Annotated in this window: 26 protein-coding genes; 12 read left to right on the top strand and 14 right to left on the bottom strand. The window is 34.4% G+C overall.

What is annotated here, in order from left to right; genetic code table 11:
* The 5 genes from Q0358_RS07850 to Q0358_RS07830 all read right to left on the bottom strand — a co-directional run bounded on the left by Q0358_RS07850 (position 1) and on the right by Q0358_RS07830 (position 4,764).
* Complete coding sequence (locus Q0358_RS07850; RefSeq protein WP_299549845.1) at positions 1-1,455, bottom strand: Mur ligase family protein; 1,455 nt, start codon at positions 1,453-1,455, stop codon at positions 1-3.
* 52 nt (positions 1,456-1,507) lie between these two features.
* Positions 1,508-2,245 carry an alpha/beta hydrolase gene (locus tag Q0358_RS07845; RefSeq protein WP_299549842.1) on the bottom strand — a complete coding sequence of 246 codons (738 nt, stop codon included), beginning with the start codon at positions 2,243-2,245 and terminating at the stop codon, positions 1,508-1,510.
* The gene (locus Q0358_RS07840; protein ID WP_299549839.1) at positions 2,245-3,282 is read right to left on the bottom strand and encodes a D-alanine--D-alanine ligase; all 1,038 of its coding nucleotides are present in this window, start codon (positions 3,280-3,282) and stop codon (positions 2,245-2,247) included. The genes Q0358_RS07845 and Q0358_RS07840 overlap by 1 nt, the downstream gene beginning before the upstream one ends.
* Positions 3,283-3,353: 71 nt before the next feature.
* On the bottom strand, positions 3,354-4,418 hold the full coding sequence (locus Q0358_RS07835) for an alanine racemase (RefSeq protein WP_299549836.1): 1,065 nt from the start codon (positions 4,416-4,418) through the stop codon (positions 3,354-3,356).
* A gap of 28 nt (positions 4,419-4,446) precedes the next feature.
* Positions 4,447-4,764, bottom strand: coding sequence for a c-type cytochrome (locus tag Q0358_RS07830; protein WP_299549833.1), 318 nt, complete (start codon positions 4,762-4,764; stop codon positions 4,447-4,449).
* Positions 4,765-4,933: 169 nt separating this feature from the next.
* Between Q0358_RS07830 and Q0358_RS07825 the strand changes: the two genes are divergently transcribed.
* The 7 genes from Q0358_RS07825 to Q0358_RS07795 all read left to right on the top strand — a co-directional run bounded on the left by Q0358_RS07825 (position 4,934) and on the right by Q0358_RS07795 (position 11,951).
* The gene (locus Q0358_RS07825) at positions 4,934-6,547 is read left to right on the top strand and encodes a HAMP domain-containing sensor histidine kinase (protein ID WP_299549830.1); all 1,614 of its coding nucleotides are present in this window, start codon (positions 4,934-4,936) and stop codon (positions 6,545-6,547) included.
* Positions 6,544-7,215 (top strand): response regulator, encoded by a 672-nt coding sequence (locus tag Q0358_RS07820; RefSeq protein WP_299549827.1) that lies wholly within the window; start codon positions 6,544-6,546, stop codon positions 7,213-7,215. Before Q0358_RS07825 ends, Q0358_RS07820 begins: the two co-directional genes overlap by 4 nt.
* A gap of 47 nt (positions 7,216-7,262) precedes the next feature.
* Positions 7,263-9,008 carry a DNA polymerase III subunit gamma/tau gene (locus Q0358_RS07815; RefSeq protein WP_299549824.1) on the top strand — a complete coding sequence of 582 codons (1,746 nt, stop codon included), beginning with the start codon at positions 7,263-7,265 and terminating at the stop codon, positions 9,006-9,008.
* Complete coding sequence (gene tsaE / locus Q0358_RS07810; protein ID WP_299549820.1) at positions 8,999-9,406, top strand: tRNA (adenosine(37)-N6)-threonylcarbamoyltransferase complex ATPase subunit type 1 TsaE; 408 nt, start codon at positions 8,999-9,001, stop codon at positions 9,404-9,406. The genes Q0358_RS07815 and tsaE overlap by 10 nt, the downstream gene beginning before the upstream one ends.
* On the top strand, positions 9,406-10,128 hold the full coding sequence (gene lptB / locus Q0358_RS07805) for an LPS export ABC transporter ATP-binding protein (protein WP_299549817.1): 723 nt from the start codon (positions 9,406-9,408) through the stop codon (positions 10,126-10,128). The genes tsaE and lptB overlap by 1 nt, the downstream gene beginning before the upstream one ends.
* A complete protein-coding gene (locus Q0358_RS07800; RefSeq protein WP_299549814.1) occupies positions 10,125-11,444 on the top strand; it encodes an RNA polymerase factor sigma-54 in 1,320 nt (439 codons plus the stop codon). Before lptB ends, Q0358_RS07800 begins: the two co-directional genes overlap by 4 nt.
* A gap of 84 nt (positions 11,445-11,528) precedes the next feature.
* Positions 11,529-11,951, top strand: a complete 423-nt coding sequence (locus Q0358_RS07795) for a DUF1104 domain-containing protein (protein WP_299549811.1) — start codon at positions 11,529-11,531, stop codon at positions 11,949-11,951.
* Between the two features lie 4 nt (positions 11,952-11,955).
* Here the strand turns inward: Q0358_RS07795 and Q0358_RS07790 are convergent, their stop codons facing one another.
* From Q0358_RS07790 to recA, 7 genes are read right to left on the bottom strand one after another with little or no spacing between them, the layout of a single operon-like run.
* Positions 11,956-12,819, bottom strand: coding sequence for an MqnA/MqnD/SBP family protein (locus Q0358_RS07790; RefSeq protein ID WP_299549808.1), 864 nt, complete (start codon positions 12,817-12,819; stop codon positions 11,956-11,958).
* 2 nt (positions 12,820-12,821) lie between these two features.
* The gene (waaF, locus tag Q0358_RS07785; RefSeq protein WP_299549805.1) at positions 12,822-13,889 is read right to left on the bottom strand and encodes a lipopolysaccharide heptosyltransferase II; all 1,068 of its coding nucleotides are present in this window, start codon (positions 13,887-13,889) and stop codon (positions 12,822-12,824) included.
* Entirely contained in the window at positions 13,886-14,377 is a 492-nt protein-coding gene (locus tag Q0358_RS07780) for a shikimate kinase (RefSeq protein WP_299549802.1), read from the bottom strand. Before Q0358_RS07780 ends, waaF begins: the two co-directional genes overlap by 4 nt.
* Positions 14,364-15,155, bottom strand: coding sequence for an AMIN domain-containing protein (locus Q0358_RS07775; protein WP_299549799.1), 792 nt, complete (start codon positions 15,153-15,155; stop codon positions 14,364-14,366). The genes Q0358_RS07780 and Q0358_RS07775 overlap by 14 nt, the downstream gene beginning before the upstream one ends.
* Complete coding sequence (locus tag Q0358_RS07770; protein ID WP_299549796.1) at positions 15,152-15,397, bottom strand: hypothetical protein; 246 nt, start codon at positions 15,395-15,397, stop codon at positions 15,152-15,154. The genes Q0358_RS07775 and Q0358_RS07770 overlap by 4 nt, the downstream gene beginning before the upstream one ends.
* On the bottom strand, positions 15,397-16,668 hold the full coding sequence (eno, locus tag Q0358_RS07765) for a phosphopyruvate hydratase (protein WP_299549793.1): 1,272 nt from the start codon (positions 16,666-16,668) through the stop codon (positions 15,397-15,399). Before eno ends, Q0358_RS07770 begins: the two co-directional genes overlap by 1 nt.
* A gap of 12 nt (positions 16,669-16,680) precedes the next feature.
* The gene (gene recA, locus Q0358_RS07760) at positions 16,681-17,712 is read right to left on the bottom strand and encodes a recombinase RecA (protein ID WP_299549790.1); all 1,032 of its coding nucleotides are present in this window, start codon (positions 17,710-17,712) and stop codon (positions 16,681-16,683) included.
* A gap of 160 nt (positions 17,713-17,872) precedes the next feature.
* Here recA and Q0358_RS07755 point away from each other — a divergent pair, with 160 nt between their 5' ends.
* From Q0358_RS07755 to Q0358_RS07735, 5 genes are read left to right on the top strand one after another with little or no spacing between them, the layout of a single operon-like run.
* A complete protein-coding gene (locus tag Q0358_RS07755) occupies positions 17,873-18,286 on the top strand; it encodes a hypothetical protein (RefSeq protein WP_299549787.1) in 414 nt (137 codons plus the stop codon).
* 9 nt (positions 18,287-18,295) lie between these two features.
* The gene (gene fliN, locus Q0358_RS07750) at positions 18,296-18,655 is read left to right on the top strand and encodes a flagellar motor switch protein FliN (RefSeq protein ID WP_299549784.1); all 360 of its coding nucleotides are present in this window, start codon (positions 18,296-18,298) and stop codon (positions 18,653-18,655) included.
* Positions 18,652-19,140: a hypothetical protein gene (locus Q0358_RS07745; RefSeq protein ID WP_299549781.1), complete on the top strand. Its 489-nt coding sequence runs from the start codon at positions 18,652-18,654 to the stop codon at positions 19,138-19,140. Before fliN ends, Q0358_RS07745 begins: the two co-directional genes overlap by 4 nt.
* On the top strand, positions 19,130-19,993 hold the full coding sequence (locus tag Q0358_RS07740; RefSeq protein ID WP_299549778.1) for a TonB family protein: 864 nt from the start codon (positions 19,130-19,132) through the stop codon (positions 19,991-19,993). The genes Q0358_RS07745 and Q0358_RS07740 overlap by 11 nt, the downstream gene beginning before the upstream one ends.
* A 28-nt stretch (positions 19,994-20,021) precedes the next feature.
* Positions 20,022-22,121 (top strand): UvrD-helicase domain-containing protein, encoded by a 2,100-nt coding sequence (locus tag Q0358_RS07735; RefSeq protein WP_299549775.1) that lies wholly within the window; start codon positions 20,022-20,024, stop codon positions 22,119-22,121.
* A 69-nt stretch (positions 22,122-22,190) separates the two neighbouring features.
* Here Q0358_RS07735 and Q0358_RS07730 read toward each other — a convergent pair whose 3' ends face one another.
* Together Q0358_RS07730 and Q0358_RS07725 are read right to left on the bottom strand one after the other, a co-directional pair.
* Complete coding sequence (locus tag Q0358_RS07730; RefSeq protein WP_299549772.1) at positions 22,191-22,994, bottom strand: hypothetical protein; 804 nt, start codon at positions 22,992-22,994, stop codon at positions 22,191-22,193.
* Positions 22,987-24,528 (bottom strand): hypothetical protein, encoded by a 1,542-nt coding sequence (locus Q0358_RS07725; protein WP_299549769.1) that lies wholly within the window; start codon positions 24,526-24,528, stop codon positions 22,987-22,989. The genes Q0358_RS07730 and Q0358_RS07725 overlap by 8 nt, the downstream gene beginning before the upstream one ends.

Raw genomic sequence — 24,528 nt, 5'->3', positions numbered from 1 at the left:
TTAAATATAACTTGGTGCATCATTTGCAAAGAGAATCAAATCGCCACTATCTGTTGTGGATTTTAGAATATGTTCAATGCTTGTCTTATCTTTTAGGAGAATTTTTTGTGTATGATGAATGTTAGAGCGCAAGATGTTTGCGTTAAGCTCTCCTGTAATAATAGCAAGATCAAAAACTTTATCAATTGCTTTTGCAAGTTTAACATTGGCTTCTTTTGAACTTTCTACAAGTCCGGGAGTTACAATGATCTTTTTGCCATTATGTAAAGAAGCAAGACGAATGGCTTCTAGCATTCCATCTAGGTTGCCATTATAACTATCATCTAAGATGATTTTACCATTAACGACAATTTTACTTAAGCGATGATTTATGGGTTCAAATTTTTGTGCTTGTTTAATTAGGCGTTCATTACTGATTCCAAGATCGCTCCCTACAGCAATAGCAGCACTCATATTAATCACATTAAAAGCACCTAAAATGCGTGTTTGAAAGCTTAGTTTTTCTCCTTTGATATTTAAAGAAAAGCTTGTTCCTTGTAGCGTGGCTTCTATATCGCTTGGATCTTGTGGAAAGTTAATCACATTTGCGTGTGTGGGTTGGATATTATCTTTATAAATATACGCTGTTTTTAGGCGTTTGCTCTCTAAGATTTCATATTTTGTGCGATAAATATTTTCAAGAGTCTTAAAGTATTCAAGATGTGCTTCACCGATTTTTCCAACAACAACAATTTGTGGAGCAGTGAGTTCTACAATTTCTTTAATATCTCCACTTCCTCTAGCTCCAGCTTCTACAATGTAAATATCTGTAAGAGGGGAGAGATTTTGATTGATATCTGCAATGATTCCTGTTAAGGTATTTACGCTACGCGGAGTAGAATAAACCTTGAAATTTTCTTGTAGAATTTGAGAGAGATAGTTTTTAAGGCTTGTTTTTCCATAGCTTCCTGTAATAGCGATAATAGTGAGATTTGAAAGACTTTCTAGTTTGTCTTTTGCTAGTTTTTTATAGCGACCTAAGAGAATCTTTTCTGTGAGAGAAGATATAGAAATAGAGATAAATAATGGTAAAAGATAAATACATTGAATCAGTGGAGAATATTCATCAATGCCTAACAATAAAAGTTCATTAAAAACAATAAAAATGATATAGAATCCAAAAAAGCGTAACACTCTACCTGTTAAGATTAGCTTTTTGCTAAGATTAAAAATCCAAATTCCAAGTGCTAGAAGGTAAAAGCAAAGTCCAGCATAGAAATAAACATTATTAGGAATAAAAACAAAATACAAAATTGGCAAAACAAAATAAAATAAGTGCCAGCGTTGTTTGTGGTGTTTAAAAAGAACGCGTCCAAGTTTGTAGTGATACCATTGAAGATTTACCATTGCATAGTAGCCAAGTGCCACAAGGAAAATCCAGCGCATTGCCATTATAAAAATTTCAGTATCTTGCAATAGGAATCCTTAAAAGAGAAAATTATGGAATTTTAACAAAAAATCAATTAAATTATAGACTATTATGAAACTTGTGTTCAATCTCTTTAGCTTGTTTTAAAAAAAAGAAATGATCTCCACTAAGCACAAAAAAGTTGGAATCTGAAACTAATGCGTGAATACGCTCTCCGCAATGTAAAGGTGTCGCTAAATCTTCTTTGCCCCAAAAGATAAAACAAGGATTTTTAAATGCCTGAAAAACGCTTGAAAAGTCTTCATCTACAACATTTTTAAAAGTTTGATACATAATTTCGTTCATATTTTCTACGTCTTTTGAGCGCAGAAGATTCCGTAAAGCTCGATTAAGGGCAGGCAAGAATTTATTAAGAAATTTTGCAATAGTGATTTTTATACGCACCTTTAAACTCTTTTGCGTAGGGATTCCAGCGCTGCTAAGAAGAATAAGTGTTTTAGGGTTTAAAAGTGTTGCAACCTTACCTCCAAAACTATGCCCCATAATTGTGGTTTTTGTGGAATCCAAATACAAAGATTCCAACATTAAGTGCAGAATTTTTGCATAATCGTGCGTATTTAGTGCAAAAGGGGGAGTTTTTGAGTTTCCAAAGCCGGGTAAGTCAATGTAATAGTGAGCATAGTCTTTAAAGGTATCCTTGAAAGCTTGTTGCATAAGGCTTTTGTTTGCTCCCCATCCGTGCAGAATTACAAGGGACTTCTCACGATTTTGTGGATTGTAAATCATATAAGAAAGGCTAAATTCTGCACCTTTATAAGTTAGAATCTTTTGTGCCACTATTTGCCTTTTGCAAATTGAATTTGATGCAATAAGGCATAATCCACCTTAATATCATTAGGCTTTGGTATAGCGCGCGAAAGTGATTCTAATGCCTCTTTAAAATCGGTAAAAAGATAGTTTGCAAGACTGCCTGGCACAGGATTAATTTCATTTAAATAACATATATTATCTTTAACAAAAAAATCACAACGGATAAGCGCACCTTCAAAAGCGTTTGTATAAAGCCTTGTGAAACTGTCTTGTAACTTTTGCTTTAAGTCTTCGCTAATTTCTGCTTCCTTAGCATTGCTTGTGCGTGAAAAATCTAAGTATTTTTTCTCAAAATCTAAAAATTTATTTTTTTCTGGTTCTTCAATAAAAGAAAAATGGATTCCATCTTTTCCCTTAAAACCTGCAAGATTATATTCTTTCACGCCCGCAATAAAAGGCTCAATAATAATTTTTTCATCAAATTCAAATGCACTATCTAAAGCATACTGTAACTCTTCTTGAGATTCTACAATATTAATGCCAAGTGAGCTTCCAAGTCGCGCAGGTTTAATAATTGCAGGGAAACTTAAATCTTTGGGAGTTTGTTCATTGTGATAAAGCACGCGGTAATCAAGAGTCTTTACGCCACGACTTGCAGCAAAACCTTTAATGAGTTCTTTATCATAGCTTAGCACACACGCAGGATTACGCGGACCAATGTATGGGATTCCATAAAAATCCAGTAAAGAAGCAAGCGTGCCATCTTCTCCATCTCCTCCGTGGATTAGATTTAAGATTATAGGAAAATTAAGTGGAGTTTCACCAAAGAACGTGCGCTTATAAAAGCCGTCCTTTTTAGGATAGATTTTTTGAGCTTTTTGGTAAGCATTAGAGCTAAAAAACTTAGATTGCATTTGTTCTTTTGGTATGTGATAAAAATTATGATTAGAGTCTAAAAAGATAAAATGTTCCACTTCTTTTAATAGTTTTTTTAAAGTGATTGCGCTAACAATGCTAATTTCGTGTTCATAAGACTTTCCGCCAAACAAAATACACAGATTCACGATGTTTCCTTGCAAAATAAAATTTTAAAATCATACCAAAAGTAATTTTAAACACACTAAAAGTAGAAATCCTAAACGATAATGCGGGGAATATAAGCATGTAAATGCACTAAGATCTCATAAGGGATTGTGTGAAATGCGTTTGCAAAAGCACTCACATCATTAAAAATACATACACTAGGCGCATCACTTTCTATGCTAATACAATCCATACTAGCTCTTGGTAAAATTCTATAACCTTCTGTTGTGTAAAGCTCCATTTCTTCTCGCAAGCGAAAAAGTCCATCGCCGTAGCCTATATCATAAGTGGAAACAACATTTTGCGCTCTTAGCGTGCTAATTCCGCTATAGCCGATATTTGCACCCTTTTTTAGTTCCAAGGTAGAAATTTTATTTGCAAAAAGAGAAGCAATAGGTTTTAGCTTCGGCATTTTTAAAGGACTACAATTATAGCCATAAAATGCGATTCCAATGCGGAACAAATTATCTTGCAATTCTTCTGGTAATTCTGCATTAAAAGTGTTTGCGCGAAATGCTCCAGAAGAACTTAAGGAATGAAATCTTGGGCGTGGGATTTTAAAATGTTTGCAGAGTTGTAACACTTCTTTTTTTATAGCTAAAAATTCCATATTTTGCGTATAAAATGCGCTACTTAAATCATCTCCATAGCCATTATGCGTAAAGATTCCTTTTAGTATTAGATTGCGTTCTTTAAGTATTGTGAAAGCTTCTTTTAGTTGTTTTTTAGAAATTCCATTACGATGCATTCCACTATCAATTTTAAGTTCAATGTGTGTATGACTTGGATATTCTTGCAAGGATTCTAAACTTGGCACGCTAAAAGAAATTATTGGAATCTTAAGTGCTAAATTTAAAACATTTTTGTCGGGAAATGAACTTGGGTAAAGAATTATGATATCATCAAAAAAATTTGTAATACTTAAAGCTTCTTGCAAGCTTTTGACAAATGCAGTTTGAATTCCAACTTCTTTGGCGAGACTTGCTATTTGTGTGATTCCATGTCCATAAGCGTTGTCTTTTAAAACAATTGCAATTTTTTCTTTAGCAGAAATGGTTTGAAAAATTGTTTGATAATTGTGAAAAAAATTATTTCTACTGATTTCTAGATAGGGCATAAAAAAATCCCCCAATGGGGGCTTAGAGTTATTTTACAGGAGGAAGTTTTGAAATATAATCTGCAACTGCATCAATATCAGCATCTGTTAATTTGAAGTTCTTCATATTTGCATACATAATAGCTTTTGCTCCACCATTATCTGCTGTTCCCGCCTTATAACCCTGAAGTTGTGTAACTAATTCATCTTTTGCCATACCAGCAATTTTAACATTCCCTTTACTTCCTGGAGCTACTCTTTCAGCTTTTGCACCATGGCAAGCAATACACTTTTTATAAATTGTCGCACCATCAGCCGCCATCAAACAGCCACTTGCTAATGCTAATCCTAGTAAAATTTTCTTCATATCAAACTCCTTTTGGTTGATTTGTGTTTGTAATGATAACCTTTTAACTTAAAAGAATGATAAAATTTACATCATTTTTAAAATTTAGTTTTTGAAAGATTATAAATTTGTTAATCAATATTGTGTTTTTGGTGTTACAATAAAAGTTTTATTTAATAAGGAAGAAATTTTGCGGATCTTTCAGTTTTTTGGGACAACACTTGAACATAAAGCACGCGTCTTGGTTTTTAATATCGCATCAGGACTTCTATCACTTGCTGTCGTATCTTTTGTGTATCATTTTAGTTTAAAATACGATTACGATATGCTTTTTATGGAATATAGCCAATCACTTGTAGGGTTAGAAGAGGTCCGTCGCGTATTAAATTATTCACAAAATCTCACATATAGCGAACAAAAAGAAATCTTACAGGCAAAACAGAGCATTATGACGCAATTTGATAATTATAAAGCTTTGCAAGATAGACTTTTAAATGAAAGCGAATCAACGCATTTTTTGTTAAATATCTATCGGTTTTTTATTGAAGATGATTCTGTGTTGCGTAAAAAGAGAGAATTGCAAAGCAATTTAGAAATTTTAGATTTTGAAATTGGTGTATATTTGGGGCTTTTAAAACCAAAGCAAAATATTTCTATAAGAAATTTAAATGAAGAAATAAAGCAAAGCATTAGCAAACTTAATCATCAAATTTCTAAAATTGCACATTTAAATTTACAATTTACAGAAGTTAAAAAAGTGCGCAATAACGCTTTGCATAGCGCATTGCAAAAGGTAATATTAGTCATTATTTGTTTGATTATGTTAATCACAATGCTGTTGAGTTTTTTGATTTTACGAAATATTAAAAATTTGCACGCAACACTAGAACAGAAAGTGCAGGAAAAAACCCAAGAGTTGCAAAATTTAAATAATTCTTTGCAAGAAAATATTAATAAGGAAGTGCTTGAGAGTCGCAAAAAAGATCAGATTATGTATCAACAAGCTCGTCTTGCAAGTATGGGAGAGATGATAGGAAATATCGCACATCAATGGAGACAACCACTAAATGCGCTAATGTTGTTAATTCAAACCTTTAAAGTCAAATCTCAAAATGGCAAACTCACAAAAGAATTTATTGAACTTCAAGTAGAGGATGGATTAAAAATTGCCAAAAGAATGTCCCAAACTATTGAAGATTTTAGAAATTTTTTTAATTCTGCAAGCGAAAAAGAACCTTTTAATTTAAAAGAAAATATTTACGATTCCATCTCTTTGGTGGATACATTTTTAAAACAAAATGAAATCGAAATTCTTGTAGATTGTGCAGAAGATATTATGCTTTGTGGTTATAAAAGTGCATTTTCTCAAGTGTTATTAAACTTGATAAAAAATTCTGAAGATGTTTTAAAGGCGCGTGAAGTTGTGTCAGCAAAGATTAGAATCGTTGTAGAAGTTTTGCGGGAGAGTGAAGATAAAGACAATCCTATAAAAGAATGTGTTAGGATTCTATTTATGGATAATGGTGGCGGAATCAAGCTTGATGATATTCAAAAGGTTTTTGAACCCTATTTTACAACAAAGCATAAATCTGTAGGTACAGGAATTGGGCTATATATGTCTAAGCAAATCATAGAAAAACAAATGCAAGGAAGTATTGAAGTGCGTAATGTGCGTTATGATGACGCGTTTAATATTGTGTGTAATGGCGGAGAGTGTGTGCAAGATTGCAAGTTAAAAGATGGCACTTGTGGAGCGCAGTTTATGATTACAATTCCATTAGAAACACAAAAGGAGCAAGCGTGATTAGTAAAAATGATGAAAAAATTTTAAAACACCTTAAGATTTTGTATGTTGAAGATGAAGAAGATATTTTAAAATTTGCTTCAATGGTGCTTGAAGATTATGTAGATAAGCTTTTTGTGGCGCGTAATGGCAAAGATGCTTTAGAGATTTTAAAGCAAGAAAATATTGATTTAGTAATTACTGATATTTTAATGCCAAAGTTAAATGGTATTGATCTGATTAAAGAAATTCGTAAAAATCCACTTTTAGAAGTTGCAATTATTGTGGTTACTGCACACACAGAAACGCATTATTTATTGGATTGTATTGAGTTGCGTGTTGATGGTTATATTTTAAAGCCTATTGATGTAGAAGAACTTTTAAGGACGATTTTGCGTTCTATTTTGCCAAAGTTTCAAGCTAGTGAAATTAAAATGCAAAATGCGCTTTTAAATGCAATTTCTATTTTTGTAGGGGGCAAAAAAATTGAGATTATTAAGTATCTTATTGAGCATAGTGATGATGAAAATATTTTCTATGGCTCTTATGAAGATATTGTTCAAGAAGTAGGTGTAAGTAAGCCCACGGTTGTAAAGACTTTTCGTCAGCTCATTGATACGGGATTGCTTGTGCGTTTAAAAAACAAAATTTATAAGTTTCAATCTGACATCACGCCTTATAAAGAGTGATTAAAATATAATTAATGTAAAATTGCGCTTTTAATTTAGGATAGGATATGGAACAACAAGCATTAGCCTTAAAATATCGCCCAATGGACTTTGATGAGCTTGTGGGACAAGAAGCAGTTAGTCGCACGCTCTCTTTAGCATTAGATAGTAAGCGTTTATCGCATGCTTATTTGTTTTCTGGGTTGCGTGGGAGCGGGAAAACTTCTAGTGCTAGGATTTTTGCTAGGGCTTTGCAATGTGATAATGGTCCTAGATCTAAGCCTTGTGGCACTTGTCCAAATTGTTTGGCTGCAAATCCACACAAAATGAGCCATATTGATATTATGGAGCTTGATGGTGCGTCAAATCGTAAAATTGATGATATTAGAGATTTGATTGAACAAACAAAATATCATCCAAATATGGGGCGTTTTAAGATTTTTATTATTGATGAAGTGCATATGCTAACGCGTGAAGCCTTTAACGCATTATTAAAAACACTAGAGGAACCCCCAGAGTATGTGAAGTTTATCCTAGCAACAACAGATCCATTAAAGCTGCCTGCTACGATTTTGAGCAGAACGCAACACTTTCGTTTTAAGCGTATTTCTGATAAAAGTATTTTTGAGCATTTAAAAAAAATTTTGCAAAATGAGCAAATCCCTTATCAAGAAGAAGCGCTTGGAATGTTAATAAGAAGTGGGGCAGGTTCTTTGCGTGATACGCTAACTTTGCTTGATCAAGCCATTATTTATTCAAGCTATAATGTAACTTCTGAAGTGTGTGCAAATATGCTAGGGCTTATTAATGCGGAGAATTTGAATAAGTTTTTTGAAGGGATTTTTACGCAAGATAGAGAAGCATTACTTAAAACCTTAGAAGGCTTTTTTGAATATGAATGTGGAATGCTCTTAGATGAGATGAGTATTTTTCTTAAAGAGAAGCTTTTAAAAGGAGATGATTCTCGCTATTCTAGCTTGCTTGTAGATCGCTTTTTTAGGATTATCACGCAGGCAAAAGAATTGTTATTTTTAGGTTCTGATAATGAATTTGTGCTAACTTTAAGTGCATTTAAAATGCTTGAGGCATTACAAATTGAAAGCATTGATCTTGCTATTAAACATTTAGAAAAAGGCTTTTTTGAGAATTTGCCAAAACTTCAAAATCCACAACAAGATTCACAAGAGCAAAAATTGGAATCCAAAATGGAGGTTTTGCCAAAACAAGAAGCGTTAGAACAGGAATTAGAAAAAGTTGAGCAAGCATTGCCAAATACAGAATCTAAAAATTTAGATTCTAATACCATACAACAAGATTCTCCGCAAAAACACGCAATTGATCTTTTTGAACTTGTGAAAAAAAAGATTTTTGCGCATAATTATGATTTAGGAGAGATTTTTGCTAAAGATGTGCGTTTTGTGAGCTTTGAAGATCCTGTGCTAACTTGGGAAACGCTTGCTGCAGGCAAAAATAGAGAGCGTTTAATTGGAGCATATAGCATTATTAAACATTATGTTTTTGAGATTTTTGGTATGCAAACACAAATTAAAAATATTAGCAAACCACAACAAGAGAATAAAGAAGAGCCACAAGAGTTGGAATCCAAAACGCCGCAGTTTGAAAAAATCCAAGAAAAAACACAAGAAATTTCACAAAAGTTGGAATCTAAGCATTTAGATTCCGCATCACAAGTGCAAAGAGAAGTTACGCAAGCCTTACAATCTCCGCTTTTGCAAAGCGCACAAGAATTGCTAGAAATTAAGCAAGTTAATGTGCGACCGCTAAATTACACAGAAGGTGCAAAATGGAACTAATCTTAGCACAAAATGAGATTTCTCAATTCTTAGATATTCTAAATTTGCCAAAAAATCGTGGAATCTATTTGTTAAATGGCACTTTAGCAAGCGGTAAAACAACACTTGTCAAAGAAATGGTAAAGACACTTGGAGTAAAGGTAGATGTAACTTCTCCTACTTATCTAACGGCTTTGGAATATGGAGAAGGAGTGTATCATTATGATATTTATCAAAAGGACCTAGATACACTCTTTGCTCTTGGGTTTTTAGAAGAAATTGAAAAAGAAGGTTGGCATTTTGTAGAATGGGGAGATGAAAATTTAGCTAAAATTCTAAAAGACATTGGCTTGCCCTTTCGGCAAATTTCTATAATGTTGCAAGGGAATAAACGCAAATATAGCATAGAGGAACATTAATGCACACATTAGAAGCAAAGCAGTTAAGTAAAATCATCAAAAAAACACAAATTCTTAAAGAGATTTCTATTCGTGTGCAAAGTGGTGAAGTCGTAGGACTTTTAGGTCCAAATGGTGCAGGTAAAACTACAACTTTTTATATTATTTGTGGGCTTTTAGAAGCAACAGGGGGAAGTGTTAGCTTTGATGGTAAGGATATTACTAGGCTTAGTTTGCATAAACGCGCGCAACTTGGAATCGGGTATTTACCACAAGAATCTAGTGTTTTTAAGGATTTAAGTGTAGAAGAAAATTTACGCATTGCCGCTGAAGTGTGTTTTGATGGAGAAAAAGCACAGGATAAGCGCATTGAAGAGCTTTTGGAGGAATTTAATATTGAGCCTATTAGAAGCCGTAAAGGTGTGAATTTAAGCGGGGGAGAGCGGCGCAGGGTTGAAATTGCGCGCGCATTGGTCAAAAAGCCAAAGTTTATTCTGCTTGATGAGCCATTTGCTGGGGTTGATCCTATTGCTGTGCTTGATATTCAGAATATTATTAAAAAGCTGCTAAGTTTTGGAATTGGTGTGTTAATTACAGATCATAATGTTCGTGAAACATTAAGCGTGTGTGATAGAGCGTATGTGATTAATAAAGGCACACTTCTTGCAAGCGGTGATGCAAGTGCGATTTATCAAAACGAGCTTGTGCGCAGACATTATTTAGGCGAGCATTTTAAAGTATGAAACTAAGAACCCAAACTTCTGCAACACTCAAGGCAAAACTCTCATCAACACTAAAGAGTTGGTTACCGATATTGCAAAGTGGAATGGGCGAGCTAGAAGAAACGCTAAATAGTTTTGGAGTGGAAAATCCATATTTTGAAGTAAAATCTGGAATTTCTGATTCTTTCAGTGCGCAAAGTGCCACATACAAAAAGCAACACAAAGAAAAAATGCGTGGAGCTAAAGGAGAAAGTGTTGATGGTATTGAGCAATTTTGCATTCAGGAAGAAAGTTTAGAAGTTGTGCTTTTACATCAAATTGAACCTCCTTTGTTCCCCACGAAAAATTCTCAAGAAATTGCTAAAAAGATTGTAGAAAATTTAGATAATGAAGGGTATTTTGATGGTGATTGCATAAGCATTGCTAAAGAATGTTCTAAAGAGCTAAACACAGAAATTCAGGCTAGTGAAGTAGAGAAAATTCGCTTGCGTTTTGCATATTTAGAGCCACCAGGAATTGGCGCTCTTGATGTTATGGAGTCTTTTAGATTCCAACTTGATTATTTAGATGTGTCAAGCGATGTGTATGGATTGTGTTTAGAAATCTTAGATAACCTGCAAGAACATACAAAATTTAAAAAAAAACCTTTATATCCTAAAGCAATGCGTATTATTCAAGGTTTTAAAAATCCACCTGCTTTGGATTTTTTTCAAAAAGAAGTTGCTGTAATACCGGATATTTTAGTGTTAGAAGACAAAAATAATATCCAAGTGCAAATTAATGATAGATATTATCCTAGCATTCTTATTCAAAAGCAAGAAAAAGATGATAAAAATAGTCTAAAAGACGCTTTTGTAAAAACAAAAATCAAAGAAGCGCGTGATCTTGTAGATGCACTTGAGATGCGTAAAGCAACTTTGTATAAAATTGGCTTAATGATTGTAGAGTATCAATATGAGTTTTTTAAAGGCGGAGAGATAAAACCCATGACGCTAAAGGATTTAGCAGAGGAATTTGGACACGCTCCAAGCACGATTTCAAGAGCGATTTCTAATAAATATTTAGAATGCGCACGCGGAATCTTTCCGCTTAAAAACTTTTTTGCAACTGCTATTGATGAGGAGACTTCAAATACCGCTATTAAAGACTTTGTAGCGGAGCTTATTCGTAATGAAAACAAACAAAAACCACTAAGTGATAGTAAGATTTTAAAACTTGCAACAGAGAAGTTTAAGATTACAATGGTGCGTCGCACAATCGCAAAATACCGATCTCAACTTAATATTGCAAGCTCAAGCGATCGCAAAAAACTCTATAAAATGCAAGTAGAGAACTAAACTTCACATTAACTTCATAGAGACTTTAGATATGCTTTAGACTTTAGGGCTAAAATTTTGCTATCTTAATTTTAAGGAGATATTATGAAAAAGTTAGTTGCTATCGCCCTTGTGGGTGCATTAGGTTTGAGTGCTTTTGGGGCAGATTTTTCTAAAGTTAGTGATGAAAAATTAATTGAAATGTCTGGAAGTGTTGCGCCAAAAGATTATCCTGATTACAAAATGGAAGTGTTTAAACGCACACAGGAAATGAAAGTTAAAGATGCGGAAATTTTTAATGAAAGATTGCGAGAACAAAGACATAATATATACGATACAATGAGTCTAAAAGAACGCCGAGAATATCGTGATGCAATTCGTATAGAAACACAAAAACGTATTGATGCTATGAGTGTTAAAGAAGCGCGTGAAAAAGGCTTATTAAAAGGACATCATCGCATTTATAGGGATCATAGAGATGGTTATCATAAGGGATTTAGAGACTGCGCACCTTGCCCTAGGAGATAGGTATTTAAGAATTGCGGAAGTCCGCGTATTCTAATGGGATTAAGCAGTCTTCTGCATTTAGAATTTGCGTGTAGAGCTTATAATCATAACCGATTTTAAAAAGTGTATTAATCGCATTAAGTTGTATTGGGCTAAGGGTTATGGAATCTTGATTTGCATAAAGGTTTAAATAGGTTTCAAGCTTTTTAGAATCCACGCGAATAAGATTGCGATCTTGTAGCATTTGTGATAAAAGAGGTTTGTTTTTTAAAGCAATTTCTACGGCTTTTGTTAGCATTTGTTCGCAAAGAATCGCAACACTTAACGGTAAGGATCTGCGGATACACATTCCTCCAAGAGGTAGGGGTAAATCTTGCTTGTTAAGCTCTTGCCAAATCTCCCAAATCTCTCTTTCTACTTCTAAACTTTCATCATATTGTAAAATAGATTCGTGAATTAAAACTCCTGCATCAACTTCATCATTTAAGACAGCCTTTTCAATTTCTAAGAAATTTTTATAAACGATTCTAGCATCTGGATATGCGATTTTAAAAAGCATTGCATTTGTTGTGTGTGCGCCACTTAGAGCAACTTTAAAATTGCGCTTCAAGCGTTTTGTTTTTTTCTTAATGAGTTTTGGACCATAGCCACTGCCAAAGCTAATTCCTGTTCTTAGCAAGCTTTGTTCTTGAAACAACAAAGGATACACGCCAAAAGAAATAGCAGAAATATCAAATGTGCCTTGCAAAGCTTTTTCATTAAGTGTTTGAATATCTAAGGCAAGGTTTTTAAAGGTAAGATCTTCATGGCTAACCCAACCAAACGCAATGGCATAATACATAAACAAATCATCAGCATCAGGGGAATGTCCTATTTGTAATACACGCATATTTACTCCTTGTGTGGGGTTTGATTTAAACTTATTAGAGATTGAATTGCTAAAATCACTAGCTCTGGCGTTAGGGAACGCATACATTTATGATAATCTTTGGAATCTTTTAAGAGTGGGCAGGTGCGTTGCATACAAGGCATACAAGGGAGCTTTTGTCCTAGAGTTTCTAAAGAAATTATTGTTGCTTTTGGAGCATAAAATGGAGCAGTTTCTTTTGAGTTTGTTGGACCAAAAAGAGCTAAAGTTGGAATTCCTAATGCTGCTGCTATGTGCATAGGTCCGCTATCATTAGTAAGCAACAAATCTAAATGTGAAAAATACGCCATAAGCTGTGGGATTGTAGTTTGTCCGCTTAAATTTAAAAGGGAATTGCTACTTTGTAAATCTTTTGGCAAATAATTTAGAATAGCTGTATTAATGGGTGCTTCACTCTCTATCCCAAAGAGTAAAATTTTGTAATTTTGTTCTAATAAATATTCTATACATTTTGCAAAATATGCTTCTCCCCAGCGTTTTGCTACACCAAATGCTGCTCCAGCGTTGATACCTGCGATTTTAGAGTTTGTAAAAGTGTTTGGAAGTGCAATGTTTGTAGGATTTGGTTGTAAATAAAGTTGTGTTTTAATTGTTGTTATTTGTTTTTTAAAGTGTTGGATTGCTTGGATAGCAAGTGTGGCAAAACGCATTGCTTCGTGCGTGTTTTTAGGCTTTTTAGGGCGAGAATGTAGCAAAAAACTTCGTAATTCTGCTGCAAAACCTATGCGAAATTTTGCACCATTAAAGAGAAGAAATAAGGCGGAGAGAAAGTTGTTTTGAAAAGTTAGCGCAAGATTGCAAGGTGGAATCTCTTTTGCAAGTTTATAGAGATTTAGAATTCTAAAACCACTCTTTTTGCTTGTGTCTTCTAGCGTGGTAACATTAGAGTAATGCGCAAAAAGTGCTATGCTAGCCTTGCTCCCAACAAAATAAAAATGTGCGTCTTTAAAATTTACAAATAGCATTTCAAGCGCATAAGTTGCCATTACGGCATCACCTAGCCAATTTGGAAGTCTAATTAAAATTTTCATAAGAAACTTAGGATCTCTTGTGTGATGTTTTGCACGCTTTGGTTTGCATTGATGCAATAATGTGCTGAATTTTTGTAAGCTTCTAAGCGTGCATTATAGAGTTTAAAGGCGGAATCTTTATCTTTAAAAAGTGGGCGTTTAGCAATTTCTTCAGCATTTAAACGCGTAAAAATTCTCTCAAAATCAAGATGCAAAAAAAACACTTTTCCCATTTTTTTCACATCACAAAACATCGGCATTCCACCACCTGTGGCAATAATAGTGTGTTGAAAGTTTTGTGCGACAAAGGAGCAAAATTTAGATTCTAACTCTCTAAAATATGCCTCACCTTTTGTTGTAAAAATTTCTGTAATGCTTAGGTTTTCTTGGTAAGAAATTAGTAAATCACTATCTAGTGCAAATGCTTCATTTGCTTGGCATAAAGCCTTAGCAATCGTGCTTTTGCCACTCCCCATAAAACCAATTAACACGCAGTTAGTAGAGTTCAATGTTGTAGTTTCCTGTTTTTGTGTCTTTAGTGAGATTATATTTGTATTGCCCATCTAAATTTAGTGTGATACGATAAAAGTCTAAATGTGTATCTAAGCTAACTTGTGGAATTGTTGGAATCTTTGGATAAAAAGAAACTTTAAGAGGTTTTTTACCTGGGGCTTTAAAGTCTAAAATTAAGCGTGTAGGAGAAGCAAGAGTAAAATCTCTAAGTAATGTTAGATGTGTGTTTAAAGAAACGCTATTTTTGGTGATTTCAAAATCAAAAAAATCTTCTAGGTTAAAATTTTCTTTTTCTGGAATATTTGGAGTTTTTGGCTGAACCTCTTGACTTAAAACTAAAGGAAAATGCCAATCAATATCGCCTTCTAATTCTTTTTCTAAAGTTGTGATAGAGCCATTTAGATTTTGGTATTCTAGTGTGATTTTTTTGATTTTTCTAGCAGTTGATGGCAAGATGAGTTCAGTTTTTGTAAATAAATCAAGTTGTGGAGCGTTTGTAATTTGTCCGCTATCTTTTGGCGTAATAATGGGCGTGAAAGGATCGCGCACTTTTTTTGTTGCATTGCTTTCTTGCGTGTTTGTGAGTGCTTTTGGGGCTAGATTTTCCATAATACCAGTAGGTTCTGTGGAGGCTTTATCAGGCGTTGGCTTTTGTGTAGAGTTTGTATCGTTGCTAATACTAAGCTCTGGGATTTTAGGCAGTGCATCTTGTGATTGTGTTTGTGCGTTTAAGAGTGTTAGGGCAAGGGTTAATATTAGGGTTAAACATTTCATTTCGGCTCCAATCCTTTTAATTCAAAAAGTTCCTTTTGTAAGGCGGCGTTTTCATGCATTAGGCGATTGACCTCTTGGCGCATTTGCGCTTCTTTTTGGTTGATTTTAAGCAACACACTAAAGGAGTTATTCCCAAAAAGTAAATTGCCAATATACACACCTATAATACAAATTAGCAAAATAAAGCTAAAAAAGGGTAAAAGCTTGTAAAATCCACCCTTTTTAAACTCTAGAGATTCCATTATTTAAAGAGTTGTTTTCCTAGATATACAGGCGCGTTAAGCTCGCTTTCAATAGCTAAAAGGCGATTGTATTTTGCCATTCTCTCACTTCTTGCAGTAGATCCTGTTTTAATCTCTCCTGTGTTTAAAGCAACAGCAAAATCTGCAATAAAACTATCTTCGCTCTCACCGCTTCTGTGACTCATAATGCAAGCATAGCGATTTCTTTGTGCTAGGCGGATTGTTTGCATTGTTTGACTGATTGTTCCAATTTGATTAGGTTTAATTAGCACCGCATTTGCAATGTTTTTGTCAATACCTTGTGCAAGGATTTTTGCATTTGTAACAAATAAATCATCTCCTACAAGTTGCACTTTATGTCCTAGTTTTTGCGTGAGTTTCTCCCAACCGCTCCAATCATCTTCGCTTAATCCATCTTCAATGGAAACAATAGGGTATTTAGCAATGAGTTTTTCATAATATTCAATGAGTTCTTCCGCACTTAGTTCTCGGTTTTCTCCTTTTAGACAATAGATTCCTTTGTCATTTACAAACTCGCTGCTTGCTACATCAAGTGCGATTGCAATTTGATCTCCTTCTTTGTATCCTGCTTTTTTGACCGCTTCTAAAATCACTTGGATAGGTTCTTCATTGTTTTTAAGATTTGGTGCAAATCCTCCTTCATCTCCGATACTTGTGATGTGTTTAGAGTCTTTTAGGATTTTTTTAAGATGTTGATAAATTTCAGCACTTGCGCGCATTGCTTCACTAAAGCTATCAAAACCTACAGGCATAATCATATATTCTTGAAAATCCACCGTGTTATCTGCGTGGCTACCACCATTAATGATATTTAGCATAGGCACAGGGAGAGTTAAAGCGTTTGCTCCACCTAAATAACGATATAAAGGGATATTTAAACTTTGTGCTGCTGCTCTTGCAACTGCCATTGAAACGCCTAATGTCGCATTTGCTCCCAGATTTGAGAAGTTTTCTGTGCCATCTAGAGCAATTAAAAGATTGTCAATTGCTGCTTGATCGTAGGGGCTTAAGCCGATGATTTCTTCTGCGATTTTTGTTTGAACATTTTCGCACGCTTTTAAAACACCTTTTCCTAAGAAACGCTCATCTCCATCTCTTAGTTCCAATGCTTCTCTTTTGCCTGTGCTTGCACCGCTTGGGACAATTGCGCTTGCAACGCTACCATCACTTAAAAGTGCTGTTGCTTTAATGGTTGGATTACCACGACTATCTAAAACTTCTTGTGCATTAATATCATCAATATAGATCATAATTTTTTCCTTTTATTCTTCTGTGTTGTCATCATTAGATAAATCATCAGTAATAGAGATAGAAGCTTTGATTTTTTCTTCAATCTCTTGTGCGATTTCTGGATTTTCTTTTAAAAATACTTTGGCGTTTTCTTTGCCTTGTCCTAGTTTTTTATCGCCATAACTTAACCAAGCTCCGCTTTTATCTACAATATCAAGTTTAACACCATAATCAATTAGTTCACCTTCCTTGCTAATCCCTTCACCAAACATAATATCAAATTCTGCTCCCCTAAAGGGTGGCGCAACTTTGTTTTTTACAACTTTTGCTTTTACGCGATTCCCAATATTTTGTTCTCCTTGCTTTAAAGCAGCGATTCTGCGCACATCAACTCTAACGCTTGCATAAAATTTTAATGCATTACCACCTGTTGTTGTCTCTGGGCTTCCATAGCCCATTACGCCAATTTTCATACGGATTTGGTTGATAAAAATCACTGTGGTATTCATTTTGTGGATCACACCTGTAACTTTACGGAGGGCTTGGCTCATTAAGCGTGCTTGAAGCCCTACATGTTGATCTCCCATATCGCCATCAATTTCGCTTTTTGGAGTGAGAGCTGCCACAGAGTCAATGACGATTAAATCCACGCCACCGCTTCTTGTAAGAGTTTCTAGAATTTCTAGTGCTTGTTCGCCAAAATCTGGTTGAGAAACAAGTAAATTTTCTACATCTACACCTAAACGCTTTGCATAAGTTACATCAAGCGCGTGTTCAGCGTCAATGAATGCACAAATCCCACCTGCTTTTTGACATTCTGCAACAATTTGTAAAGCAAGCGTTGTTTTTCCAGAGCTTTCTGGTCCATACACTTCAATAATCCTGCCTTTTGGGATTCCACCTATGCCTAGAGCAATATCTAATCCTAAAGAGCCTGTGCTAATAGCATCAATTTTTTCTACTGGCTTATCGCCAAGTCTTATAAGTGCGCCTTTACCAAAGGCTTTATCAATTTGTTTTATGGCAAGTTCAATTGCTTTTTGCTTGTTTTCATCTAAAGCCATTTCTTCTCCTAAAAATAAAAATTTTATTCTAGCTAAATAACATTAAAAAAAATACAATAATGTGGAATTTTTACCAAACATATAGATAAAGATTAAATAACTCACATAAAGATTAATAAATTTTAGCTATAATGCAAAATTTTACAAAAAGAGGGATATTATGAAATTAATTATTCAAAGAGCGTTTGTGCAGGTTCTTGAAGATACAATAGGCGCAATTCCATTGCGTATTGAGAGTAAGCTTTTAAAAGGTTATCTTTCAAATATTGATATTGCTTTTGAAGATGGCACGCGCAATACCATCACTTTTGTGAGCTCTAAGGAGTTTTTGGAGTCTTTGGGGACTGGTTTGTTTGGAGAGAACGTTTCTAGTGATTTAGAATTGCGTGATTTATCCCAAGAGTTAGCAAATCTAACCATAGGTTTAGCAAAGGTTTTAGCGGTAAAAGAAAATGTTAATTTTAATATAGCAACACCGCGTGTTTTTGGACTAGGTGAGTTTCAAAACGCACATTGTGAGAGTTTAAATTTCGCATTAAATGGCGCACCTTGTTCGTTGTTTATGCATACATAAAGGAGGAATATGCCAGCAGATGAATTTACGCTTGCAAAAATCCAAGCACCAAAGCAAGAGGATTTAGCGCGCTATTTAGAAGGGATTATGGAGAATTATGGCGGGCTTTTGGATATGGAGGTTGTGTTTCGCTCCGAGCTTGGCTCTACTAAAGTCCCACTTTCAGAAATTTTGCAATTTGAGAAAGGTTCTATTATTGATTTACAAAAGCCAGCTGGAGAGAGTGTTGAGATTTTTATTAATGGGCGGATTATTGGTAAGGGTGAGGTTATGGTCTATGAAAAAAATCTTGCAATCCGTGTCAATGAAATTTTAGACTCTAATGCAATTATTTATTATCTTACGCGCGAGAGTATTAGCACAGTATGAGAATTTTTATTGTCCTTGTTTTGTTTTTTGGAGTTTTTGTTTTTGGGAGTGCTGGAGATAATGCACCTAAGGAGAATTTAAGTTTTTTACAAGAACAAAAGTTGGAATCTAAAAATGAATTCCCCTTTGAAATGGGGCAGTCTCCACTTGCAGGGATTAGCGGGTTTCAATATTTTGGCGTGATTTTGATTTTATTAGGTTTGCTTGCCTTTTTATGGGTGGTGAAAAACCGCTTAAACTCTCCAAAAATTAAGGCGCGCACAAGTCCATTGAAGTTTTTTGATAAGGACGCTAGTGTTGAAGAAGTTCAGGTGCAATCTGTAACAACACTTAGTGTGCAGAGCAAGTTGATTGTTTTTGAAGCATATAATAAGCGATATTTAGTGATTTTAAACTCCAATGAAACAACGCTCATTGATTCTTATGAGATAAAAAATGTCTTTAAGGATATGTTAGAACAAGACAATACAAATAATGCGAAATAATTTAATTGCCCTTTTTCTTTCTTTACTGATTCACTTTCTTTTATTTGCGCTGCTTTTTTTGCGCTTTGAAGCAAAGCTTGAAAATGTCTATAATCCTCCACCTATGGGGAGTGAACAGGGTGAGCGTGTGAGTTTGAAGCGTTTTAGATTCCAAAGTGCGCAAAAGTTAGAATCTCAAACAAATACACAAGAATCACAAGAAAGTGTAGAGTCCAAAAAGAGCATAGAAACTAATATGGAATCTAAAACACGAGAAATCAAAAAAGAGATTTCACAACAAAAAATTCACATTAAAGAAACAAAAAAGGATTCCATACAGATCAAACAGTCAAGCAAAACTTCTTCTAAAATTCCTAAAGAATCCAAAGTTGCTAAAGACTCTAAAACATCCAAAGAATCCAAAGCGTTCAAATTTTCTAAAGCTTCTAAAGAATCTAGCAAATCTTCAAGCTCTAGTGCGCTAGAAAAAAGCCTTTCGTCGCCTTCTATTTATGATTTTGGAGTAAGCGAACAAACACAACAAATCAAAGACTTATACGGGATAGAATTTGGCTCTTTAAGTCCAAATGCGCAAAAGTTTATTAAAAGTAACCTAGACAAAATTGGAAAAATCACTCAACGCTATTTAAGATACCCAGCAGTTGCTGGCAAAGTTGGACAAGAAGGGGATAATATTGTGGAGTTTTATTTGTATCCAAATGGAGATATTACGGATTTGAAGCTATTGCATTCAAGCGGCTATACACTGCTTGATGATAATTCTTTACATACAATTAGAATTGCTTATAAAGACTATCCCTATCCAAGCGAAAAAACAAAAATCCGTATCCGTGTGATGTATCGGATTTATTAGATATAATTTGCATTTTTAAAGGTGAAATATGCAAGATTTTTTAAAGGATTTAAATCCTAGTCAATACGAAGCTGCCACAACAATTGATGGCGCACTTTTGATTTTAGCAGGAGCAGGTAGCGGCAAAACAAAGACAATCACTGCACGCCTTGCGTATTTAATTGACGCAGTTGGGATTCCGCCTAGTAACACTCTAACTCTAACTTTCACAAATAAAGCAGCAAGTGAAATGCAAAAACGGGCTTTAAGTATGATTCAAAGCACCACAATGCACCCGCCTTTGCTTTGCACTTTTCATAAATTTGGATTATTGTTTTTGAAGTTTTATATCACGCATTTAGGGAGAAAGGCAAACTTTATCTTAGCAGATAGTGAGGATACCAAACGCATTGTAAAGGATCTTAATGGAGATTTAGCACCACTTCCATTAGTTCTTAGTGAAATTTCACGCAACAAAAATGCTCAAATCTCACCAAATGAAGCCTTAAAATCTGCTCATAATGACACTTATAAACATCTTGCAAAAGTTTATGAAAAATACCAAGAGTTTTTGCTACAAAAAAATATGGTAGATTTTGATGATTTATTATTGCTCCCTTTAGAAATTATGCAAAATCATAAAGAAATCGCTAAAGAAGTAAGCGAAAAATATCAATACATAATGGTTGATGAATATCAAGATACAAACCATTTACAATATTTGTTGCTAAAATGCCTATGTTCTACACATCAAAACCTTTGTGTTGTAGGTGATGATGATCAGAGTATTTATAGTTGGAGGGGAGCAAATATTCAAAACATTTTGCAATTTAGCGAGCATTTTAAGGGTGCTAAGGTGATTAAATTGCAAGAGAACTATCGCTCCACACATACCATTTTACAAGCGGCAAATGCACTCATTGCAAACAACAAAGAGAGACTTGGCAAAACCCTTGTTAGCACGCTTGGTAAGGGTAAAAGTATAGAGATTTTTCACACAAGTAATGAACAAGAAGAAGTAGAAAAAATCGCAAAAACAATCCGCAATCTTTTAGATTCAAATGTTAATCCTAAAGATATTGCGATTTTGTTTCGCTTAAATGCGCTATCGCGCTCTTTAGAAGAGGGTTTTAATCGTTTTAAGATTCCATATATCTTAGTGGGTGCAATCCGTTTTTATGAGAGAAGTGAAATTAAAGATGTGTTGAGTTATTTTCGCGTGCTTGTTAATTTAGATGATGATTTTTCTTTAACGCGTATTATTAATAAACCAAAACGCGGAATTGGTAAAACAACGCTAGATAAGGTGTTACACCTTGCACAAGAGCATAAAACAAGTATTTATGGATTATTCAATGATTCCTCAAAAGATGGAATCCTAAAAGGTGCAATCAGCAAAAAAGCCTATGAAAGCTTTCAAGAGTTTTTTTCTACAATGCTAAGTTTGCAGGAGAGTTTAAAGCAGTCTAGTTTGGGGTTTATTGATGTGTTTGAAGAAAAAATTGGACTCTCTGAAGCATTAAGTCAAAGTAATGATGAAATTGATAGAGTAAGCAATATTGAAGAGTTCTATGGTGTGTATAGGGAGTATATTAAGCAAAATCCGCTAATGGAGATTGAAGATTTCTTGAACGATCTTGCCCTAAGAAGTGATCAAGAAGATGTAGAAATGCGCAAAGAGAGTAAGGGTGTGGAGGGTGTATCTTGTATGAGTGTGCATTCTAGCAAGGGATTGGAGTTTGATTATGTGTTTATTATTGGATTTGAAGAAGGATTTTTTCCGCTTGTGCGTGAAGATAGCAATATTGAAGAAGAGCGCAGGCTTGGCTATGTAGCTTTAACGCGTGCAAAAAAAGAGCTATTTTTAAGCTATGTGGATTCTAGGTTTTATCGTGGAAATCGTGCAACTTTAACACCTTCAAGATTTTTAGGGGAGAGTGGCGTGAGTGCCATTAAGATGCAATTTCAAAAAAGTTTAGAAGATGATTCTAATGGAGATGGCTTTAAAAAAGGAGATTGTGTAATGCACAAGATTTTTGGAGCAGGTAGAGTTTTAGAGGTTAGTAAAAGTGGGAGAGAACTTAAGCTTAAAATCAACTTTGGCGGACTTGTAAGAGAGATTTTGGGGAGTTATGTAAGTAGGGTGTAGAGTAAAACTTAAAAAGTTTTGATATGTAGAGATACAATTCTTTTCTAAAAAGAAAAGAATTGCTTAAAATTATCTAATAGTGTTCTTAAGTGCTGGTGTGCCAATGTCTTTTAGGATTGCGTTTGATTTGGTAAAGTATTCTTGCCAAAAACTTGTTAAAGCTCCTAACATTTTAGGATTAACATAGCTTTTCTTACTAGAAACACCCGTCCCTATAATAAACACTTCTGCTCCTCCAAAATCTGCAAAAAGGTTATTGTTAGCAACGATATTTAATTCTTTGCTAGAGTTAATTTCTCGCACAGCATTGTTTGTATAAAAGCTAGTGATTGCAGAGTTTTCTAGCATATCAGAAGCTAGAATAACGATTTTGCGTTTAGCATTTAATGGGGCAATAGCACTTTTAGCAAAATCTTTTAAGGCGTATAAAATATCTGATTTTGCAATATCATTTGTTCCAAAGGAGCTTTCAATAGAGTTTTTGACACTTTTTCTTGCAAAGCCTATTTGATCGTTCAAACATTTATCAATTTTATTGAGTGTGGATTTATTGATATCGTATCTTTCTTGATCGCTTAAGGGCGTATCAAGATTAAAGTTAAATAAAACTTCATTGTATTTACCACCAATTAGTGCAGAAAATTTACCGATATAAAGAGAGTTAGAATGCTTGACAAAAGAAAGCGCATTTGCAATGATTTGATCTTTTAGGCTTTGATCAAATAGAGTTGTTTCATCAATAAGAATAAAAACAGCTGTATCTATTGTGTTTTGTTTGTCTATTTTATACACTTCATAGCAGCTTTTAGGAGCGGCATTTAATGTGATTGTAAATCCTATAAGAAGAAGCAGCAGTTGTGTGATTTTACGCATTTTCCAATCCTTTTAATTTTTTTGTTAAAGTATCTATTTCATCTTCTAAATCTAAAATTTCATCATCAGATTTTTTAGCACCTTCTTCTATTAGTGCATTTCTTTTGCGCTCTAGTCGTGTTATTTTTTTCTGCAAAGTTTCAATCTCATCAGAATTTGTATTTTGCACGGATTCTTGTTGGTTTGTAATGTTTGGTTGTATAGAAGCCATACTTACTTCGTGATTGATATTTTTTTGTGTTTCAGAAAGTTCAAGCATTCTTTGTCCATCATTTTTAATGCTTTGGGTTTGTAATGTTGTATGCGTTTCGCTTTTGCGCGCCTCAATGATGAAGTTCTCAAAAGTTCTATAAGGATCATTGTCTTTATCAACTTTGAAATTTGCTCTTTTCTTAGCAATTTGATTAATTTGTCTCTTCATTTTGCTAAGTTTTTCATTAGCTTTTGCTGTGATTGCGCGTCTTTTTTGAGTGATGTAATTTTGATATTCTCTAGCAGTCTTAAATCTATGGCTAGCCTCATACGCATCGTCGCTATTTTTTCCGGCAAATCCCCATTTATAGCCAAACAGTATTCCTAAAATTTGAATAAAAATAAACAGCACAGCCAATACAATAAAAGTCGCCCAGCCACCTTTTCTGTCGGCGTCTTGTTGTTCTTTTAAGGCTTTAGTGTCTGCATCGCTTTGGATTTCCTCTAATTCTGTCGGTGCGGTATCATAGATATTAGTAGAAGTTGTAGAGATTTCTTGGATAAGTTGTTTTTCTAAAACTTGTCCGCGCACATAAGTTGAGCCAATGGCTACAAGCACTATAAAAATTGCTGTAATAATACTTAATATCCAGCTTTTGCTTTCTCCCCCATCAAATCTATTGTAGGCTTGTTGCCAGCTTGGTGCTTCATTGTCTTTATAGTCTTCTTGGATTACAATTTCATCTTTGATAAGATCGTTGCTACCACGATTTTGTAAGATTCTACCTATCACGCTATTTTTGTAGATTTCTCCCCCTGTGGAGTGCGTGAGAAAAACCAAGAGAGCTGAAATTACAAAAGCAATTCCAATTGCCCCTTTTTGCTGTAAGCTTTCACTTGCTCCGGGAATTGTATAACCTGCTAAAACATAGGCAAACCCTAGTGCTTCTGCAACAACTAATCCCAAAATTACAATCCATATAAAAAATGGCGTTGGACTTCTGCCTTGTTCGCCTATTTTTCTAAGATAAGAAACGCATTTGTTGTAGTATTCTGGATCTTCAATTTCTTTGTCATAGTAGCCTAAATATTTATAGCACAAATTTGTCTCACAATCACGCCAAATTGTATTTGGTTGAATTGCCGCATCGTGAGGAGAGACTCTAGCAATTGTCCCAATACCCGGAAAATCTGTTTTGAAGTTTAACCACCAAAAATCGACAGCATTTTTAAACGCTTTATTAAAACTATATAAAGTAATCAATAAAGCAACAAACAAACCTGCTACAATAAGCCCTGCTAGCAGTCTGTTTAATAAAATCCACGCCAAAATTTCTTGCAT

The organism is uncultured Helicobacter sp. (genome assembly GCF_937893305.1).
Classification (GTDB): Bacteria; Campylobacterota; Campylobacteria; order Campylobacterales; family Helicobacteraceae; genus Helicobacter_D.
Note: the sequence above shows the minus strand (reverse complement) of the source record. Positions and strands in the feature narration are given on the sequence as shown.